The organism is Streptomyces sp. NPDC025806 (assembly GCF_055558275.1).
The window spans coordinates 22,363-41,268 of sequence record NZ_JBVHMU010000023.1 but is presented as its reverse complement, the minus strand read 5'-3'; the positions used below and the strand labels follow the sequence as shown (position 1 = coordinate 41,268).

Annotated in this window: 19 protein-coding genes; 13 read left to right on the top strand and 6 right to left on the bottom strand. The window is 71.7% G+C overall.

The window, feature by feature from the left end; translation table 11 throughout:
• Positions 1 to 13: 13 nt before the first annotated feature.
• From ACZ4E1_RS35305 to ACZ4E1_RS35285, 5 genes are all read right to left on the bottom strand, one after another.
• Positions 14 to 1,246 (bottom strand): MFS transporter, encoded by a 1,233-nt coding sequence (locus ACZ4E1_RS35305; RefSeq protein ID WP_467547253.1) that lies wholly within the window; start codon positions 1,244 to 1,246, stop codon positions 14 to 16.
• Between the two features lie 44 nt (positions 1,247 to 1,290).
• A complete protein-coding gene (locus ACZ4E1_RS35300; RefSeq protein ID WP_467547251.1) occupies positions 1,291 to 1,800 on the bottom strand; it encodes a GNAT family N-acetyltransferase in 510 nt (169 codons plus the stop codon).
• Positions 1,797 to 2,675, bottom strand: a complete 879-nt coding sequence (locus tag ACZ4E1_RS35295; RefSeq protein WP_467547249.1) for a JmjC domain-containing protein — start codon at positions 2,673 to 2,675, stop codon at positions 1,797 to 1,799. The genes ACZ4E1_RS35300 and ACZ4E1_RS35295 overlap by 4 nt, the downstream gene beginning before the upstream one ends.
• Positions 2,672 to 3,526, bottom strand: a complete 855-nt coding sequence (locus tag ACZ4E1_RS35290) for a JmjC domain-containing protein (RefSeq protein WP_467547247.1) — start codon at positions 3,524 to 3,526, stop codon at positions 2,672 to 2,674. The genes ACZ4E1_RS35295 and ACZ4E1_RS35290 overlap by 4 nt, the downstream gene beginning before the upstream one ends.
• A gap of 97 nt (positions 3,527 to 3,623) precedes the next feature.
• The gene (locus ACZ4E1_RS35285; protein ID WP_467547245.1) at positions 3,624 to 3,764 is read right to left on the bottom strand and encodes a hypothetical protein; all 141 of its coding nucleotides are present in this window, start codon (positions 3,762 to 3,764) and stop codon (positions 3,624 to 3,626) included.
• 246 nt (positions 3,765 to 4,010) lie between these two features.
• Here ACZ4E1_RS35285 and ACZ4E1_RS35280 point away from each other — a divergent pair, with 246 nt between their 5' ends.
• From ACZ4E1_RS35280 to ACZ4E1_RS35265, 4 genes are all read left to right on the top strand, one after another.
• The gene (locus ACZ4E1_RS35280) at positions 4,011 to 5,102 is read left to right on the top strand and encodes a hypothetical protein (RefSeq protein WP_467547243.1); all 1,092 of its coding nucleotides are present in this window, start codon (positions 4,011 to 4,013) and stop codon (positions 5,100 to 5,102) included.
• Between the two features lie 231 nt (positions 5,103 to 5,333).
• Positions 5,334 to 6,002, top strand: a complete 669-nt coding sequence (locus ACZ4E1_RS35275; protein ID WP_467547241.1) for a DUF4097 family beta strand repeat-containing protein — start codon at positions 5,334 to 5,336, stop codon at positions 6,000 to 6,002.
• A gap of 36 nt (positions 6,003 to 6,038) precedes the next feature.
• Entirely contained in the window at positions 6,039 to 7,013 is a 975-nt protein-coding gene (locus ACZ4E1_RS35270) for an ATP-binding cassette domain-containing protein (protein ID WP_467547239.1), read from the top strand.
• Entirely contained in the window at positions 7,010 to 7,786 is a 777-nt protein-coding gene (locus ACZ4E1_RS35265; RefSeq protein WP_467547237.1) for an ABC transporter permease, read from the top strand. Before ACZ4E1_RS35270 ends, ACZ4E1_RS35265 begins: the two co-directional genes overlap by 4 nt.
• A 112-nt stretch (positions 7,787 to 7,898) precedes the next feature.
• Here ACZ4E1_RS35265 and ACZ4E1_RS35260 read toward each other — a convergent pair whose 3' ends face one another.
• Positions 7,899 to 8,840, bottom strand: coding sequence for a ScbA/BarX family gamma-butyrolactone biosynthesis protein (locus ACZ4E1_RS35260; protein ID WP_467547235.1), 942 nt, complete (start codon positions 8,838 to 8,840; stop codon positions 7,899 to 7,901).
• A gap of 257 nt (positions 8,841 to 9,097) precedes the next feature.
• Here ACZ4E1_RS35260 and ACZ4E1_RS35255 point away from each other — a divergent pair, with 257 nt between their 5' ends.
• The 9 genes from ACZ4E1_RS35255 (at position 9,098) to ACZ4E1_RS35215 (ending at position 18,867) form a co-directional block, all read left to right on the top strand.
• On the top strand, positions 9,098 to 9,850 hold the full coding sequence (locus ACZ4E1_RS35255; RefSeq protein WP_467547233.1) for an HAD family hydrolase: 753 nt from the start codon (positions 9,098 to 9,100) through the stop codon (positions 9,848 to 9,850).
• Between the two features lie 5 nt (positions 9,851 to 9,855).
• Positions 9,856 to 10,620 (top strand): SDR family NAD(P)-dependent oxidoreductase, encoded by a 765-nt coding sequence (locus tag ACZ4E1_RS35250; RefSeq protein ID WP_467547368.1) that lies wholly within the window; start codon positions 9,856 to 9,858, stop codon positions 10,618 to 10,620.
• Between the two features lie 159 nt (positions 10,621 to 10,779).
• Entirely contained in the window at positions 10,780 to 11,436 is a 657-nt protein-coding gene (locus tag ACZ4E1_RS35245) for a ScbR family autoregulator-binding transcription factor (RefSeq protein WP_467547231.1), read from the top strand.
• Between the two features lie 360 nt (positions 11,437 to 11,796).
• Positions 11,797 to 12,411, top strand: a complete 615-nt coding sequence (locus ACZ4E1_RS35240) for a ScbR family autoregulator-binding transcription factor (RefSeq protein ID WP_467547229.1) — start codon at positions 11,797 to 11,799, stop codon at positions 12,409 to 12,411.
• A 220-nt stretch (positions 12,412 to 12,631) separates the two neighbouring features.
• Positions 12,632 to 13,465, top strand: a complete 834-nt coding sequence (locus ACZ4E1_RS35235) for an AfsR/SARP family transcriptional regulator (protein WP_467547227.1) — start codon at positions 12,632 to 12,634, stop codon at positions 13,463 to 13,465.
• 99 nt (positions 13,466 to 13,564) lie between these two features.
• Positions 13,565 to 14,533 carry an SRPBCC family protein gene (locus tag ACZ4E1_RS35230; protein WP_467547225.1) on the top strand — a complete coding sequence of 323 codons (969 nt, stop codon included), beginning with the start codon at positions 13,565 to 13,567 and terminating at the stop codon, positions 14,531 to 14,533.
• Positions 14,530 to 15,867 (top strand): hypothetical protein, encoded by a 1,338-nt coding sequence (locus ACZ4E1_RS35225; protein ID WP_467547223.1) that lies wholly within the window; start codon positions 14,530 to 14,532, stop codon positions 15,865 to 15,867. Before ACZ4E1_RS35230 ends, ACZ4E1_RS35225 begins: the two co-directional genes overlap by 4 nt.
• Positions 15,868 to 15,875: 8 nt before the next feature.
• Positions 15,876 to 16,736 (top strand): 4'-phosphopantetheinyl transferase family protein, encoded by an 861-nt coding sequence (locus ACZ4E1_RS35220; RefSeq protein WP_467547221.1) that lies wholly within the window; start codon positions 15,876 to 15,878, stop codon positions 16,734 to 16,736.
• 94 nt (positions 16,737 to 16,830) lie between these two features.
• Positions 16,831 to 18,867, top strand: coding sequence for a condensation domain-containing protein (locus ACZ4E1_RS35215; RefSeq protein WP_467547219.1), 2,037 nt, complete (start codon positions 16,831 to 16,833; stop codon positions 18,865 to 18,867).
• The last annotated feature ends 39 nt before the right edge of the window (positions 18,868 to 18,906 follow it).

Sequence of the window (18,906 nt, the reverse complement as noted above, 5' to 3'; positions counted from 1 at the left end):
GCGGATCCGTTCGCTAGTCGGCGGCCAGTGCGGGCTGGGCGGCGGGTACGAGGGGCCGGTTCCGGGCACCGTGCACGGCCGGGCCCACCAGGACGGCCGCGAGGGCGAACAGGGCGGCGGCGAAGGCCCAGCCCAGCCCCGAACCGCCGGAGATGAACGCGGTGAGCAGCATCGGGCCGACGATCGACTGGATGCCGTGGTGCAGCTGGAAGGCGCCCAGGTACTCGCCGCGCCGCTCGGGCGGGGCGAGCGCGACGCCGAGGCCGAACGACGCGCCGGCGTGCCAGAGCTCGGCCGCCGTCATCGCGAGGAAGGCCGCGCACACCAGGAGGGCGGCGGCCCACGCCGAGAGGTGCCCGCTCGGTACGAGCAGCAGGCACGCCACAGCCGCCGCGAGGCCGGCGCGACGGGCGACGCGGGTCGCGCCGGCCGCGTCCTCGGTGCCGCGGGCCGCGCGCACCTGCAGCAGGACGCACAGCACGGTGTTGACCCCGATGAGCAGGGGAGTGAGCAGCGTGGGCAGCCCGGTGCCCACGACGATCCACAGCGGGATGGCGACGGCCAGGACCGAGTCGTGCAGGGACAGCACGGCGTTCACCGCGACGACCCGCAGGAACGGCAGGTCGCGCAGCGCGGCGAACCGGCCGCCGGCCGGCGGGGCGGGGCGGGCCGAACCGCTGGGCAGCCCGCGCACCAGGACGCCGGCGACGACGAAGGTCACGGCGTTGACCAGCGGGAACAGGTGCAGCGCCGCGTGCGAGCCGAGGCCCAGGAGGACCGCGGCCGCCAGGGTGCCCAGTCCCATGCAGGCGTTGCCGACGGAGCGGATGACGGCGCGGGCGTGCGCGCGGCCCTCGTCCGGCACCAGGTCGGCGATCAGCGACGTGAAGGAGGGGCCGGTGCCGAACTGCAGGGCGCCGATCGCCACGGACAGGATCACGAACTGCCAGGCGGCGTGGACCAGCGGGAGCACGAGGTACCCGGCGCCGAGCAGGACGAGCAGCCACGAGAGCAGGGGGCGGGCGCCGACCCGGTCGGCCAGGATGCCGAAGAGCACCGAGGCGAGCAGACCGGTGAGTCCGGCGGCCGACAGGGCGAGTCCGATCTGAGCGGCGGTCAGGCCGGTGACCTGGGTCAGATAGACGGCCGACCCCGACATGTACATACCGACGCCGACGCCGTCGACGCCGTGCAGGACGGCGAGCCGGCGGGCCGGACCGTTCAGTTCACGCAGGGAAGATCGCATCGGTACGCTCCGCTGGGGTGCTCGGACGGTGCTTCGGCGGTGTCTCACACGGTGCGCAGCACCGAGTAGAGGAGCTGGTCGTGCCAGCCGCCCGCGCGCCACTGGGCTCTGCGGACGCGGCCCTCGAAGGAGAACCCGGCCTTCTCGGCGGCCCGTTGTTCGGCGACGTTGTCGGGGTCGGTGGTGACCTGGATCCGTTCGGCACGGGTGTGGGCGAAGAGGTAGTCCACGAGCAGGCGCTGCGCCTCGGTGCCGATGCCGCGGCCACGGTCGCCGGGGAAGAGCCCGATGGCGATCTCCCAGCAGGCGGAGGTGTCGACCCGCCCCCACGCCCTGCGGAACCACTCGACCCGTCCGACCAGGACGTCGTCGCTGGTCACGGAGAGCATGTTCTCGTCGCCGGCCAGCAGGCCGCGCTCCTCGTGCAGCCTGCGCAGGCGCACCGAGGGGGTGTGGCCGAACCACTGGTAGGGGCCCGGCCCGTGAGGGCCGGCGAACTCGACGTCGAAGCGGTCGAGATCGCCGGCCCTCACGGGACGCAGGTCCACGGTCATCCGAGGTGCTCGGACTTGACGCGGACGGCCTGCTTGAGCACCTGGTCCAGGTCCGCGTCGCGCAGCGTGCGGGCCACCAGGGACTTCAGCCGGTCGATGCGCTCGTGCAGCGTCAACTGGTGGTGGTTCTCGGTCAGTTCGGCGTACTCCGGCTGGTCGAGGAGGTCGGCCAGGAAGACGTTGGCGAGGTCCTTCGTGGTCGGTTCCTCGATCGTGATCGCGATGTGGATGGAGTTCTCCAGGCGCGCGGTCGCCGAGTGCGGGGTGCCGTGCGGCATGTACAGGACGTCGCCGGGACGGAGCGTGACCTCCACGCGGCGGTCGAAGGGGATGACGCCGCCGGTGTAGCGGTCGGAGTCGCTGATGCTGGACTCGTCCAGGCGGCCGACCACCCAGTCCTTGACGCCGGCGACCTGGAGAACCAGGACGTGCGAGCCGTCCATGTGGGCGGCGATCGCGGTCTTGCCGGGCGGGCTGAGGAAGACGAACGACTCCAGCTCGGCCCGGAAGTGCGGCTCCAGCGCCGAGACCAGCGCGCGCAGCCGCGGGTGCCAGTGCTCGGGCTGGCTGAACTTGAACGTGCCGCCCGCGGCGAAGTCCGCCTTGATCTGCTCGGGGTTGATGTACCCCTGCACCTGCTGGCCGACGATGGTGCGCGAGCGGGTCATGTCGGAGATGGCCGAGCGCACCCCCTCGTCGAACGAGGTGAAGTACGGGCGGATCAGCAGCCCGCAGTCGACCTCGTCCCACATCTCCTGCTCGGTGATCAGACCGGTCAGATCGGCCGAGGCGCGGAAGACGGCGGGCTGTTGGCCCCAGTGGTCACGGAAGAAGGTCTCCGTGTCGCCGACCAGGTCCTGCAACGTGATGCTCATCCGGTCACCTCCCGCTGGGGCCTCAGGGCGGCGTGCGCCCAGGTGTCGTCGTCGAGAGCGGCGGCGCCGGCCAGCAGGGCCTCGCGCACCTTGAGGGTCCGCTCCTCGAGCGTGGTGGCGTGGAAGCGGTGGGCGAGCTCCCAGTCGTGCTCCAGGACGTGCTTGCCGAGGGCCTCGAGAAGGTCGTCGGGCGTCGGCTCGGCCAGCGTGAAGGTCAGGTGGAGCGAGTCGCCGTCGCGGGCGATCGCGTCGTGCGGCCAGCCGTGCGGCAGGTACAGCACGTCACCGGGCTCGAGCACGAAGGTGTGGCTGGGGCGGTCGGCGTCGACGTCCAGACCGGCGCTGCTGCGCACCTGGCCGTCCTCGGCGTACAGCTGCCATTCCTTGCGGCCCTCGAGCTGCACGGCCACGACGTGGGAGGCGTCGCGGTGCGGCAGCATGCCGCGGCTCTCCGGGGGAGTCCAGAACACGTACGAGGCCACGGCCACCGGGGCGATCGCCTCGAACTGTTCGACCAGTTCACGGACGGGCCGGTGCCAGTCGGAGAGCTGGTTGAGCTTGAGCGTGCCGCCCTGCGACATCAGCCGGCGGATCGCCGCCGCGTCGGCGAAACCCGGCCGCTTGTGGCCGATGACATCGCGCGCGGTGGTGTACGCGCTCTCCGGGGGCACGGCCCCGTGGCGCAGCACCGAGAAGTAGGGCCAGCGCAGCAGGCTGGCTTCGAGCTTGTCCTCGATGAAGGCGGAGGACAGGTAGTCCGCGGGGTTCACCGCACCGCGGAAGATCTTGAATTCCTTGTTCCACGCGTCGGCGAATACTCCCTCGCCGCGCAGCACATCTACGAGCGACATGTGCGACCCGACCCCCTGGCTCGGCTTCTTGGGTGGCCCGGCGCCGGGCGGGATGAAGGCATCGTGTCCCGCCCGGCGCCCGAGTCTGACCGGCGTGTCAGGCGTTGGAGATCTGGTTCATGATCGTCTTGGGGGAGTCGAAGAGGTCGGCCTCCTCCTCGGCGCTGAGGTTCGTCTGCGCGAGCTCCTCCAGGTTGTCCGCGTTGTCGATGGCGTTCTTGGTGTCGCGAATGCCCATTTCAGCCTCCAAGGCCAGCGGTTCCACCGCGGTGTGCGGTGGGGCTGACGGAAGCCTGGGACGTCCGCCTCGCGTGAGTCTGGAGTCTCTGTGGATCCGGACGGCAGGCATCCGGCTCCACCGATGCTCCAGCGCCCGGCGAGCGGCGTACCGCATCCTGCGCGTACCAGGAGACCGCACAGACGAGCAGGGGACGCGATGTCACAGGCGCGGCTGCGAAGAGCGACGCAGGCAGAGGTCCGGGACATGGTGCTCGCGTCCCTGCGTACGCGCCGGCCTCAGGTCCTGCTGGTCAAGGGCGGCGTCGGTGGCGGCAAGACCGCGCTCCTCGGCGAGGTGGCGCGACAGGCGCGGGGGACCGGCGCCCGCGTGCTCAGGACCCGCGGCCCCCGGGCCGATCTGCGCGAACTCACCGACACGCGGCCGACGGTGCTGTGCGTCGACGACGTCCACCTGGCCGATCCGCCGGCCTTGGGCCACCTGCGCGCACTCGCGGTCCGCACCTCCCGCGCCCCGCTGGTCATGGTCGTCACCGCGCCCTCGTACGGCACGCGCTGGGAGGAACTGTTCACCGAGCCGGTGCTGCGCCGCCCGTACGTGCACGGCGTGCAGTTGAAGCTGCTCCGTGTCAACGACGTGGAACGGACCCTCGCGGACCGGGGGCTCGTGGCCGGGCCGGAGCTGCCCCGAGCGGCGGCACGCCTGCACCGGCTCAGCGGCGGCAGTCCGCTGCTCCTGCGGTCCCTGCTGGAGGAGGACGCCGCGTTCCGGCAGCCTTCCTGCGACGGGCCGTTCGCCCGGGCGGTCACCGACTGCCTGCGGCGCAGCGGCCCCGAGGCCGTCCAGACCGCGCGCGCTCTCGCCGTCCTCGGTGACCATCCGGGCCGCGGCAGACTCCTGGGCGCGCTGGTGGGCGGGGGCGCGCCCGACGCGCTGACCGGGCTGGCCGCCCTGCGGGTGTGCGGGCTCCTCGACGGCCTGGGCCGCAGGGAACCGGCGGTGCGTTCCGCCACCTTGGCCGACATGGGCGCCGCGGACCGGGCGAGGCTGCGGCTGCGCGCCGCGCACGCGCTGCGTGCGGCACAGGCGCCGTCGGTCGAGGTCGCCGCCCCGCTGCTCGCCCTGGTGGCCGACGGCGTGCCCGCCCGGCTGGGCGGCGCGGACCAGGAGCTCATGGAACGCACCGCACAGGACCTGCTCGAGCACGCGCGCGTACTGCGTGAGCGGGGCGAGGCGGCCCGCGGCGTCGAGTTGCTGCGGGCGGCCCGCCGGCTGAGCCCGCGCGTCGGCAGCGCCGCCCCGCTCGTGCGCAGACGGACCGCGGAACCGGCGTGGTGACGGTCGGCGCACCCGGCGACCAGAGCGTTCACTCTCATTCATTGCAACGTGCACAGCAGCGCTCGTTGCGTTAAATCGCAAATCATTGCAACGATTTGAAGTGGTTGACCTGTGAAAACAATGAATGCGTGCAACGAGTCTGTTGCCTTAAATCTAAATGCAACGTAGCGTTTCCATCATCAGAAACAGCGGGCGGATGATGGAGCTCGCACAGAGGAGAAGGAGAGAACCATGCAGAAGTTCGCCACCCCCGCCCCGGTCTCGACCGTCCTGGACATCCCCGCCGGCCGCATCCAGCTCATCGCCGCCGACCGCGCCGACACCATCGTCGAGGTCCTGCCCGCCGACTCCTCCAAGAGCCGCGACGTGAAGGCCGCCGAGCAGGTCGAGGTCGCCTACGACAACGGCGTCCTGCGCGTCGCCGCCCGCGAGGCCAACCGCGTCCTCGGCAACTCCGGCTCGGTCGAGGTCACCGTCCAGCTGCCCGTCGGCTCCCGCGTCGAGGCCAAGACGGCCAGCGGCGACTTCCGCGGCGTCGGACGCCTCGGCGACGTCACCTTCGAGGGCGCCCAGGGCTCGGTCAAGATCGACGAGGCCGCGAGCGCGCGCCTCACCCTCGCCGCCGGTGACATCACCCTCGGCCGTGTGAACGGCAACGCCGAACTCACCACGCAGAAGGGCGACCTGACCGTCACCGACGCGGTCGCCGGCACCCTCACCCTGCGCACCGAGCAGGGCGACATCGACGTCACCGCCGCCGCCGGAACCTCCGCCGCCCTCGACGCCGGCACCACCTACGGCCGCGTCACCAACAGCCTGAACAACACCCAGGGCGCCGACGCCGCACTCACCGTCCGCGCCACGACCGCCCACGGCGACATCACCGCCCGCAGCCTCTGACCGGCCGCGGCCAGGAGAATAGAAGGAGCAACGCTCATGACGAACTTGGCTGTCGCCGCGCGCGGTCTGCGCAAGTCCTACGGTGACAAGGTGGTGCTCGACGGCATCGACCTGTCGGTGCCCGAGGGAACGATCTTCTCCCTGCTCGGCCCGAACGGCGCGGGCAAGACCACCGCCGTCAAGATCCTCTCCACGCTGATCGGCGCCGACGGCGGCCAGGCGCACATCGCCGGCCACGACATCGCCTCCCAGGCACAGAACGTGCGCGCGGCGATCGGGGTCACCGGCCAGTTCTCCGCCGTGGACGGACTGATCACCGGCGAGGAGAACATGCTCCTCATGGCCGACCTGCAGCACCTCTCCAAGAGCGAGGGCCGCCGGGTCACCGCCGAACTCCTGGAGCGTTTCGACCTGGTGGAGGCGTCCAAGAAGCCCGCGTCCACCTACTCCGGCGGCATGAAGCGCCGCCTCGACATCGCCATGACGCTGGTGGGCGACCCGCGCATCATCTTCCTCGACGAGCCGACCACCGGTCTCGACCCGCGCTCGCGCCACAACATGTGGCAGATCATCCGCGAGCTCGTCACCGGCGGCGTCACCGTCTTCCTCACCACCCAGTACCTGGAGGAGGCCGACGAACTCGCCGACCGCATCGCGGTGCTGAACAACGGCAAGATCGCCGCGGAGGGAACGGCCGACGAGCTCAAGCGGCTGATCCCGGGCGGCCACGTCCGGCTCCGCTTCACCGACCCGACCGCCTACCGCAGCGCCGCCTCGGCCCTCGACGCGGCCACCCGCGACGACGACGCCCTCTCGCTCCAGGTCCCCAGCGACGGCAGCCAGCGCGCCCTGCGCTCCGTCCTCGACCGGCTCGACCTCGCCGGCGTCGAGGCCGACGAACTGACCGTGCACACCCCCGACCTCGACGACGTCTTCTTCGCCCTCACCGACACCACCGAGACCGCCGATGCCCCGGCCCGTACCGACCAGAAGATGGAGGCTGCGCGATGAGCTCCCTGTCCCTCGCCGTCCGTGACTCGTCCACGATGCTGCGCCGCAACCTCCTGCACGCCCGGCGCTACCCCTCGCTCACCCTGAACCTGCTGCTCACGCCGATCATGCTGCTCCTGCTGTTCGTCTACATCTTCGGCGGAGCACTGAGCGGCGGCGCCGGCCGCGACGCGTACATCGCGTACATCGTCCCCGGCATCCTGGTGATGACGATCGGGTCGACCGTCATCGGCACGGCGGTCTCCGTCTCCAACGACATGACCGAGGGCATCATCGCCCGCTTCCGCACCATGGCCATCCACCGCGGATCCGTCCTCGTCGGGCACGTCATCGGCAGCGTCTTCCAGTCGGTGGCCAGCGTGGTCCTCGTCGGGCTCGTCGGCATCGCGATGGGCTTCCGCTCCTCCGGCGCGGGCGTCCTGGAGTGGCTCGCCGCCTTCGGTTTGCTGGTGCTCTTCTCGCTGGCGCTCACCTGGATCGCCGTCGGCATGGGCCTCGTCAGCCCCAACGCCGAGGCGGCCAGCAACAACGCGATGCCGCTGATCCTGCTGCCCATGATCTCCAGCGCCTTCGTGCCGCTCGGCTCGATGCCCGGCTGGTTCCAGCCGATCGCCGAGTACCAGCCCTTCACCCCGGCCATCGAGACCCTGCGCGGGCTGCTCCTCGGCACCGACATCGGGCACAACGGCTGGCTCGCCGTTGCCTGGAGCATCGGCCTCGCGGTCCTCGGGTACTTCTGGTCCACCTCGACGTTCAACAAGGACCCGAAGTAACCACCGCTCCACAGCGGGCTCCTGGCCCGCAGTCGTCCAAGGACAGGGCGGCGTGCACCGACCTCGCGTCGGAGCACGCCGCCCTGTCGTCGTGTCACGGGGGAGACCCCGCTCAGTCCACCCGTCCCGTCAGGGTCGAGGAGAAGACGCTCTGTCCGTCCTGGCGCCCGACGACCTCCACCGTCATCGTGTTGCCGCCCTCGGAGATCACCTGATCGACGTCGATCCAGCAGGGGCGGTCGAGTTCGACGTAGCGCCAGAAGCTGTTGGCCGCGCTCACCGGGGTGAAGGACCGCGGGCCGACGAGGGAGCAGGCCGCCTGCCGGGCCCCCTCCATCAGGACCATGCCGGGCACGTGGTCGGCGCTGTGGTCGAACAGGGTCGGATGGCGCAGATCGGGCGTCAGCAGCCAGCGGCGGGGCTGCTCCGTGTTCGTGAGCACCACGTCCACCGCGTTGAAGCGTCCGACCGCCGCCGGCGCGAGCGGGGAGTCCTCCACGGCGATGGCGGTGTCGGCCGCGTCGATCGGGCCGACCGTGCGCTTGGACCGTATCCGCTCGTAGACGGCGGGCGGCAGCGGACCGTAGTGGATGCCGGCGTGCGCCACCAGATGACCGTCGCGGTACAGGGACAGATCCATGCGGATCTCGCTGACCTCCTTGCCCCGGCGGTTCAGCTCGGTGCAGGTCGCCTCCATGACCAGGTCGGTCGGGCACGCGGCGATGTCCATGTGGGCCGGGTCCGTGGTGTAGCTGAGGTTCCACATCACGAACGGATGGCCCAGGGGCACCCCGAGCTCGGTGTGGGCCATGTAGATGCAGGCCTGCCGGAACGTCTCCGCGGCGAGCATCGGGTCGTACCGCGTGCCGGCGGCGTTGGTGAAGTACGTGTGCGCCCGCGGCCATTGACCGGTGAGGACGAAGCGTAATCCGTCTCGGGCGGTGCAGTCCGTCAGAAAGACCTCGGCGAGGCTGGCTCTGTGGACGTATTCCTTGGGGACTGTAGTGGTGAGCCGTCTGGGCACCTCGGCGCCACCAGTAGCAGTCACGTGCATGACGTCCCCCGTCTCGAAGCACCGTCGCTTGGTGGGCTATAAGATACGGACCTACCGGTTTTCTTGGAGGGGCGATAGGCAAAATCTTTCCCAAGCGAAAGATGGCGCGGAGTCCCTATTTCGGGCGAAAGTGAGCGGCTCCGCGCTCCGTGTCCTCCAGATGGACAGGCGGGGCGCGCGAGACGGATGTCAGGCAAAACCAACTGTGCGGTTTCAACTCCGGAGCCTGCGGGCCCCGTCGGCGTGAGGAAGACCAGATGAGTCACAGTCACCTGCTGAGCACACTCCGGTTGGCCGCGGTCAACATCGACGGCGTTCTGCTCGACGACACGTTCACCCCTGTCATCCACCGCATGGCCGCGGCCCACGGCGCCGCCTACACGGCCGAACTCGAACAGTCCGTCCTCTCCCAGCCCCGGCAAACGGCCGCCCGCGCACTCAAGGAGGCCATCGGCTACCAGGGCAGCCCCAGAGAGCTGCTCCACGCCTACTTCGCCGAGCGCGAGCGCTATTTGTGCGAGCACCCCATGGGGCTCGTCGACGGCGCGACGGAGCTGCTGAGCCGGCTGCGCGCCGCCGGCCTGCGGATCGTCTGCTACGGCGGCCTGGACCGCGGCCACTTCGACCGGTATCTCGGCGAGTTGGCCGCCTGGTTCGCCGGACCCGGGTACGTCTGCACGAACGACTTCCGCCCGGGCATCCAGGAGATCGTCCGCGACACCTTCGGCATAGAACTCCACGAGGCCGTCTTCATCGACGACGTGGCTCGGGTGGCACAGAAGGCCAAGGAGCTGGGCGTGCCCTTCATCGGTCACCCCAGCCGCTACCCGGGCAGCTTCCAGCGCACCCTCATGCGGCGCGCGGGCGTCCGCCACCTCGTCGGCACGCTGCACGACATCGACGAGATGCTGCTGCGCACCGTGGACGCGGAGTCCGCCCGCGGCGCCTGCTGGGCAGGCGGGACGGAGCTGGCTGCCGCGGGCGTCGGCCGGGTCGAGGTCCGACTGTGACGAGTGTGGCGGATCCGCTGGCCGGGAAGGTCGTGCTCATCACCGGGGCGAGCAGCGGCATCGGGGCCGGCGCGGCCCGGGTGTTCGCGGGCCAGGGCGCGACCGTGGTCCTCGCGGCACGCCGGGCGGACCGTCTCCGCGATGTCGTCGCCGAGCTGAACGATGCGGGTGCCGAAGCGAGTTGCAGGCCGGTGGACGTGCGCAGCGACGACGAGGTCCGACGCCTGGTGGAGTTCGTCGTCGCGCGACACGGTCGGCTTGACGCGGCCTTCAACAACGCCGGCGCGGCGCTGCCCAGGTCCCCGCTGCACCTGATGGACGACGCCTCCTACGACCTCGTCATGGAGACGAACGTGCGGGGCGTGTGGAACTGCCTGCGCCATGAGCTGACGGCGATGATCGCCGGTGGCGCGGGGGGCTCGATCGTCAACACCAGCAGCGTCGGCGGCCTGGTGGCGTCCTCGACAGGTGCGCCCTACATCGCGTCCAAGCACGCGGTCATCGGGCTCACCCGGGCCGCGGCCGTGGAGTACGCGGAGCACGGGATACGGGTCAACGCCATCGCGCCGGGCCTGACCCGCTCGGAGATGACCGACCAGTGGTTCGCCCAGAGTCCGGGCGCGCGGGAGCGGGCGCACCGCTCCGCCCCGCAGGCGCGAGCCGCCGACGCGGAGGAGGTCGCGCAGGCGGCCGCCTGGCTGTGCAGCGACAGGGCGAGCTTCGTGACAGGGGCCACGCTCCCGGTGGACGGCGGCCGGACCGCCTGGTGACGGGGACCGGCCTGACGGAAGCACTTGTTCCGTTCCTCGGGCGGAGATGTGGAGTCCTTGTGTCCGTTCCCTCTACACGGAGATCTGGCGGCGAGTGAATATGCGAGAACGGGTAAGGTAACTGACGGTTCGGTTTTTTTCTCATGGAAGGTGGTCCCTATGGCACAGCAAGAGCGTGCGGTACGGACCCGTCGTGCTGTTATCGAGGCCGCGTCCGCCGTTTTCGCCGAGCGGGGGTACGCGGGCGCGACGATCGCCGAGATCCTCGAACGGGCGGGGGTCACGAAGGGCGCGCTGTACTTCCACTTCGACTCCAAGGAGTCACTGGCCCGCGGTGTGCTCGAGTCCCAGACTGCCCACGACTACCTGGCGCCCGGCGACATGAAGCTGCAGGAGTGGGTGGATCTGTGCATGACGCTGGCGGTCCGGGTGCCCCAGGAGGTTCTCCTGCTGGCCGGTATCCGGCTGTCCGCCGATGTGCAGGGACGGGCGCTGTTCGGCAGTGCCTGGCCCGCGTGGATCGAGGTGATCCGGGACAAGGTCGCCGAGGCGAAGGAGCGGGGCGAGGTGCTGCAGCACATCGACCCGCAGCAGACGGCTGAGCTGTTCGTCGGGGCCTGGATCGGGTTGCAGGCCGTGTCAGAGGTCGAATCCGGTTACAAGGACCTCGATCGGCGCATCTCGGTGCTCTTCAACCACATACTCCCGGCGATCGCCACCCCTGCCGCACTGATCAAACTGGACATCGCCCCCGACAGGGGAGTGCGGGTCCTCAAGGAACTCGAAGCGAGCCAGACGCCGGCCGTCGGCGTCTGACGCTCCCGCCGCGGTCTGCGGCAGAGGCGATCCCTCTGCGCCGTGCCGCGCTTCATCTCTCCGGCGGGCCCCGAGTGGCCGGCCGTCGCACGCTTCCCCCACCGCGCGAAGTCCCGCGCACCCGGCCCGCGAGGCCTTCCCCCACCTAAAACAAACCAGACATGCGGTTTTCAAGGTCGGGTAGATGGGGTTATGCTCCCCGAGTCTTCCCGAGTGTGCGTGCGAAGGATGCGGGACTCGGAGGCGAGTGTCGCGTCTGAACTGGGGATACCCCGACGAGTATGGCCCGTTCGCTGCACCGCGAGGGCTCGACGTCCGCTAGGAAATACCGCACGGGCGGTCTGTTTGGAGGCAATGGTGATGGTCAGGCAGGCCCGGGCGGCACGCACGCGCGCGGCCCTGATCTGTGCGGCGGCAGAGTCCTTCGCCGACGACGGGTACGTCTTGGCCTCGTTGCCCGTGATCAGCGAGCGCGCAGGCGTCAGCAAGGGCGCCCTGCACTTCCACTTCGCCAACAAGGACGCGCTGGCCGCCGAGGTGGAGAGCGAGGCCGCGGCGCGGGTCGCCGAGCTGGTGGAGCAGTCCCGGGCGGCGACCGGCGCGAGCTTGCAGTCGCTCGTCGATGCCTGCTCCCGCCTGGTGGTGGCCCTGGCGGACGACCCGGTGGTCCGCGCCGGCTTCCGGCTGAACGCGGACCCGTCCCGCAAGAACGGCTCCGAGCTGCTGCGCTGGTGGCACGAGCAGGTACGGGAACTGGTGGCCGCGGCGCAGGAGTCCGGCGAGATCGAGCGGGACCTGTCCGTGGAGGCCGTCTCGACGCTGGTCGTCACCGCCACGGTCGGGTTCGGGGCGCTCGGGGAGGCCGACCGCGGGTGGCTCTCCGCGGGTCGGGTCTCGATGTTCTGGTCCTTCCTTGCCCCGCGCCTGGCGGCCTCGTCGGCGTCGCCTGCCGTGCCGCGGCTTCCTGCGCAGTAAAACAAGGTAAAAACAGTCCGTACGGTCTGCAAATCCAGGTCCGGGTGCTGACGTGGCCCAGGCTTCTGATCAGGGATTCTCTCAACTCCTGAGATTTTCAAGGGCCTTGACGGAGGGGTAGGGGGAGAGTTCTCGCGGATTGACAAACCGTCCGTGCTGTTTTTTACTCAAGCACTAGAGCAACGCTCCATGCAGGGGCGGCAGTCGACGGGGAGACAGCGTGGACATCGACGTACTCGGCACACTCGCCGTGCGGGAACAGGGAGTCTCGGTCACGCCCACGGCGCCCAAGCCGCGCCAGGTTCTCGCACTGCTCGCCCTCAACGCGGACCAGGTGGTGCCCGTCAGCACGCTGACCGAGGAGCTGTGGGGCGCCGAACCGCCGCGCAGCGCCCGCCCCACCCTGCAGACCTACATCCTTCAGCTGCGCGAACTGATCGGCTCGGCGCTCGAGCAGAGCGAGGGCGCGGGCGGACGCACCGCCAAGGACGTGCTGATGACCGTGCCGGGCGGCTATCTGCTCCGCAGAGGCGAAGGCACCAGCGACGTACGGGAGTTCGAGCGGCTCGCCGGAGCCGGATACCGGGCCATGGACGCCGAGGACCACCCGGAGGCCGCGCGCCGGCTGCGGGAGGCGCTCGCCCTGTGGACCGGGCCCGCCCTCGCCGACGTCCAGGCCGGTGCCCATCTGGAGCCGCAGATCAAGCAGCTCGAGGAGAGCCGGCTCTGTGCCCTGGACCAGCGCATCGAGGCCGACCTCAGGCTCGGCCGGCACCGCGGCCTGCTGGCCGAACTGACCGTGCTCGTCAGCAGGTACCCGACCCACGAGGCCCTGTGCGGCCAGTACATGCTGGCCCTGCACCGGTCCGGGCGCCGGGGCGAGGCGCTCAACGCCTACCAGCGGCTGCGGACGACCCTGGTGCGCACCCTCGGTCTTGAGCCCTCGGCCGAACTCGCCAAGCTGCAGCGCGCCATCCTGGTGTCCGGCCCCGCCGGGGTCGCCGCACCCGCCGCCGTGTCCGAGCCCACCGGAATGTCCGCCGTCCGGGCCTGACCCGGACCGGCCGACCGGTAGGTCAGCCCACGCTCGAGCGTCGCTCCAGCCGAGCGGCACAGCCTGGGCGCATCTGCGCACATTGGGAGGAGGGCCCTCATGCCGACGCTCGCGTCGTCGCAGCGTGTGCGCTCCGCCCGGCACACCGTGCCCGTGGAAGCTCCTGCCTCGGTCGTCTACGGCATGCTGGCCGACGCCCCTCGCTGGCCCGTGTTCCTGCCCACGTGCGTGCACGCCGAACGCATGAGCTTCGACGGCACGACCGAGCACCTGTGGGTGTGGGACGTGCGGGACGGGCAGGTCCGCACGTCACGGATGCGGCGCGTGATGAGCCCGTCCGCACGGACCGTCGACTTCGAGGAGTCCCTGGGCGAGAAGCCCCCGGGCCCGGGGTCCGCCGTCGCCCGGGGGACCTGGAGCGTGGAACCCGAGGACGCGGGCCGTTCGTCCCTGACGCTCCGGTACGAGGAACAGGCCCCGGGCCTGAACAGGACGCCCGACGCACTCGACGCGGACGTACTCCTGCGGCTCGACCGGGTCCGGGAGGCCGCCGAACAGTGGGACCGGCTGGACGAACTGCTCCTGTCCTTCGAGAACAGCATGCGCGTGGACGGCCCGCCCGAACTGGTCTACGACTTCCTGTACCGCATGGAGGACTGGGCCGACCTGATCCCGCACATCGACGCGGCCAGCGTCACCGAGGACCCTCCGGGCGTCCAGGTCACCGCGTTCGACCGGGTCACCCCCTTCGGCCTGACCGTCACCGGTGAAGCCGTACGGCTGTGCTTCCCGCACGCGGGACGCATCGTCTACAAGGAGACGAAGACGCCCGAACTCATCGCGGCCCACACCGGCGAATGGTCTCTCGAGCCGGACGCGTCGGGAGTCACCGTGCTCTCCGCCCACAAGGTGCTGCTGCGGGAGGAAGCCGTCGTGCCGGTCCTGGGCGGCGAGGCCGGCCCGGCGGACGCCCGGCTGTACGCGCGGGAGTGGCTGGACCGCGCCGACCAGGAGGCCCTGCGCCTGGCCAAATGGCATGCGGAGAGCCCTGTACGACGGTTGCGATGACGACGGTTGCGATGACGACCATCGAGGACGAGGAGGAGCCCATGGCGACCTTCACGACGATCCGCGCCGCCGCGGAGTCGCCGGTGGCCGACACGCTGCGCACCATGCGGCTGGAAGCCCTGCTCGGCGACCCCGACGACCCTGCGAATCCGTACGGGCGCACCTCGCTCGCGGCCTCGCCGGGAACCCGGCCCGAAGCCCCCGCCGAACTGTTCGCCGAGGTCCTTCCCGAACCGGACCGCCTGCGGGACTTCGGAGCCGAGCGACTGGTCCGCGTGCTCAGGCCGTTGCCGCGCCGGGACCTGGGCCTCGCGCACACCTGGGCGCTGCGGCCGCTGCTCGACGCCGCGAACCGTCCGGCACCGGGCGTCGCGGCGCTGCTCGGCCCCGCGGCGCTGAGCGCGGCGACCGGCGGCGTCCTGCTCACCGCGGCCCGCCTCGTCGACGCCCTCGCGCCGCACGAACCGAGCGTGCGGCAGTGGCGGCCCACGCTGGCGGCCGTGTTCACGGACCTGCTGGCCTGCGAATGCCTGACCGCCGTGGCCCTGCGCTGCACGAGCCCTGCCGACGAGGCGCCGTCCCTGCCCGCCACGGCCGCCGCGTACCTCGTTCCGCAGCTCATCGGAGAGCTGCTGGGCGATCTCGAACTCGTGCTGAACGAGAGCGGGTTCGGACCGGAGAGCACCGAGCACCAGACCCTCGCCGCACTACGGGCGCACCGGGCCGCCGCGGGCGTCGACTGGCCGGCCGCCGCCCGCCGGCAGGCGGAACTCGTCCGCACGCTGTCCCGTCAGGACGGATCGGGCGGACCGGGACCGGCCACCCCGGTCCCCGGACTGTTCTCCCTCGAACTCGCGGACCCGGAGCCCACGGACACGGACCCGGACGCCGACTCCGGGGCGTGGTGCGTGCGCACGCTCCGGGCCGTCCTGCCGGCCCCGGACGCACCGCACGCCGGAGCCGACAGCGACGATCCGACCGCTGCCGCGCTCGCCCGCGTGACCCGCCGCCTGGCGACCGAGCAGCGAGCGGTGCGCGCGGCCTGCCGCGCCGCCGGGACGGCGAACCCGGCGGACCCGGCCGCACGGTCGCTGGCCGACCGGTCCGCCACGCTGCTGCTGGCCGCCGCCGTACTGGGCGTGTCCCGTGCCGCCACCGGATTTCTCGCCGGCCCCGACTGGCCGCTGCTCGCACTCGAACGCGTGGGCCAGCGCCTCGGTGTGCCGCTGCCCTCGCACGCCGTCGACCCGCGGCCCAGGGCGTGGGCGGAGCTCGCCCACCGAGCGAGGCAGGGCGTCGACTGCGACCTGCGCGCCACGAAACTGCTGTGGTGAGCGCCCGGATGGACGACCGACACGACCGTGCGCAGACGCGCACCGCGGCGCCGCCCGTGCACGTGCCCGGGCCCGACACCCCGTGGGACGACGTGCACGAGCGGGCCCACGACACCGGCCGCGTCGTCGTGCACACCACCTGGGGCGAATGGCTGACCCCCGCCCTGCTCGACCCCGGGCTGCGCGCGCTCCTCGGACGGGACTGGCCGCGCTACCGGCAGGGCCCCACCGCGCCCGGCCGCTTCGCCTTCGCGGTGTCGCGCCTGGTCATCAAGTACACGGCCGCGGCGGTCCTCGACGTCGCGCCGGACTCCCTCGACATCGCCTACCAGCCGGGCGGCCGCCCCGTCCTGCGCGGCTTCGGCGAGGAACTGAGACTGAGCCTCGCCCATACCGAGGAACTCATCGTCGTCGCCGTCAGCCGGAACGGACCCGTCGGCGTGGACACCGAATCGGTCACCCGCGAGGCCTCCTACGACCTGCTGCGCAAGCACGTGTGCACGCCCGAGGAGGCCGCGTCGCTCGACGCGCTGCCCGACGACGAGCGCACGGCGCGGTTCCTGCGCCTGTGGACGCTGAAGGAGGCGTACACCAAGGCGCTCGGGCAGGGGATGCGGCGCAGCTTCAGCGCCGTGGGATTCCGCTGGGACAGCCAGGGGCGGCCCGTCCTCGCCGAGGACTCCGAGCCCGTCCGAGCGTGGTCGTTCGCCACCCACGTGGTCCAGGACCGGTACCTGGTGAGCGAGGCGCATCAGCGGGTCGCGGTCGAGCCCGGCTCGCGGACCGCTCCGGACCGGCTCGTGAACTCCGGCCCGCCACCTGCGCAAACCGTAATGTTTCCGGGGCCGGGACGCCCCGGACGACGATGAGGAGCCTCGTACCGCAGCGGACGTACCGACATGACCAGGAGGGGAGGGGGCCGGTCGTGGAATCCGTCGCCCCGGCCCGTGCGGTGGACAGCGCATGAGCGGCCGTCACTCGCCCGCCGCCGCCCTGGCCGCCGTGCTCCACGAGCCCGACGTGGCGGTGCCCGGCGCCCCTGTGGTGTTCGAGCTGTGCGGTCCGATGGCCGCCGCGAGCGCCGAGGCGGTCGCCGCTCGCCTCGCCCTGCGCCATCCCACGCACGCGGTGTGCCTCGACGACGACGGCACCGGCCGGTACGCGGTGCGCCTGGCCCCGGCCGACGGCGGGACCCGAGAGCCCGACGAGCCGGTGACCGCGGAGCTGCTGGCCGACCTGCTGCTGCCGCCGACCGCCGACACGGTGCCGGTCACAGGACAGCAGCGCGACATCCTGCTCGCGGCGGTCCGGGCGCCGGGCGCCGGGGGCCGGCACATCGAGCAGCTCTTCTGGAACTGGTCCGGCCCCCTGGACACCGCCCTGTTCGCCGCGTCCTGGCAGTCCGTCGCCGATCGCGAGATCGTCCTGCGCGCCTCCTTCGACTGGACCGCGCAGCCCCGCATGGTGCTGCACGACCACGCGCCCGTGGAGGTCGTCCGTCACGGTCCCGCTTCGATCGGCTGGGACGACCTGCTGCGGCAGGAACGGACGCGCGGCTTCGCGCTGCACCGACCCGAACTGCTGAGGGTGTCCCTGCTCGACCGTCCGGCGCACCCCTCACGAGCCGGCCGGGCCGCGACCCGGGTGCTGCTGAACTATCACCGAGCCCTGCTGGACGAACGCGGCGCACACCTTCTGGTGCGGGAGTTCTACCGCGCCTACCTCGCCGGTGGCGTCGTCCCCGGGGGCGAGCGCCGCCCCGACATCCGTGACCACGCCGCCTGGCTCGCGGGCCGGAGCACCGAGCAGGCACGCGCGTTCTGGACCGGATCGACGCCCCGCGCCGCCACGAGCCCCGGGCGCCCCGGCGGGCCCTCCGGACAGACCGGCCCCGGCCGTGTGCAGAGCGGCCTGCGTCCCTGGCAGACCGCCCGGCTCAGATCGTGGGCCGCACAGCGCGGGGCGGGGGAGAGCAGCGCGCTGCACGTCGTCTGGGCCCTGCTGCTCTACCGGGCGGCCGGTGTGCGCGGGCCCGCCCCGATCGGTTTCGGCGTGCACTTCTCCGGCCGCGACCTGCCTCTGCCGGACGCGGCCACGGTGCCCGGCCTGCTGGGCAGTTCCCTGCCGATGACGGTCACCGTCGATCCCGCGGCCACGGTGGAGAAACTGCTGCGGCAGGTACGGGACGCCGCGCTCGACCTGAGCTCCTACGCCTGGGTCACCCCCGACCAGATCCGGCGCTGGAGCGGCCGGGACGACGACATGCGGCTGACCGACACCGTCGTACGGTTCGACAGCAGGCCCGAGCTGCCGCCGGCACTGCTGTCCGAACTGGCCGCCCGGCACATCGAGGTGGACCTGCCGCACAGCGCCGGCGGGGACACGAGTCTGCCCCTGACGCTGGTCGCGCAGCACGACGAGTCGGACGGGCTGCTGCTGACCGCCACCTACGACCGCGCCGAACTGTCCGACGCCGACGCGTCCCTGACGCTGTCCCAGTGCATGCACCTGCTGCGCTGCCTGCCGGAACGGTCGAGCGGGGAGACCACCGTGGACCAGATGCTCGCCCTGCTGGACAGCGACGCGACACCCCGGACCGTACGGCGTCCGCCCGCGCCCCGGGGCACCGCGTCGGCGGTGCTGCGCTCCGGCGACCGGACCGCCGACGTCATCTGTCTCGTCACCGTCCCCGGTGTGCCGGACGGGGTGAACAAGACGCTGGCCGGCCTGTACGACGGGCCGGAACGCATCGTGTCCCTCGCGCTCGACGAACCGGTGAGCACCCTGCCGTCCGCACTGGGTGAACTGCTGGGGCCCCGGCAGCGGCTGGTGATCTGCGGGTGCGGGCCCGCCGCCCCCGTCGCGTACGCCATAGGCCGCGCCGCGACGGCACGGTCCGACGCCGCGACGAGCGTGATCATGACGGGGGTCGGCGACGCCGAGGAGAGCGCACGTGCGCTGGCCGGGGCCCTGCGTTCCCTGCGGGCCAGGAGCATGTGACCGCCGCGGGACGGGTCCGGGGACGGCCGGTGCCGACCG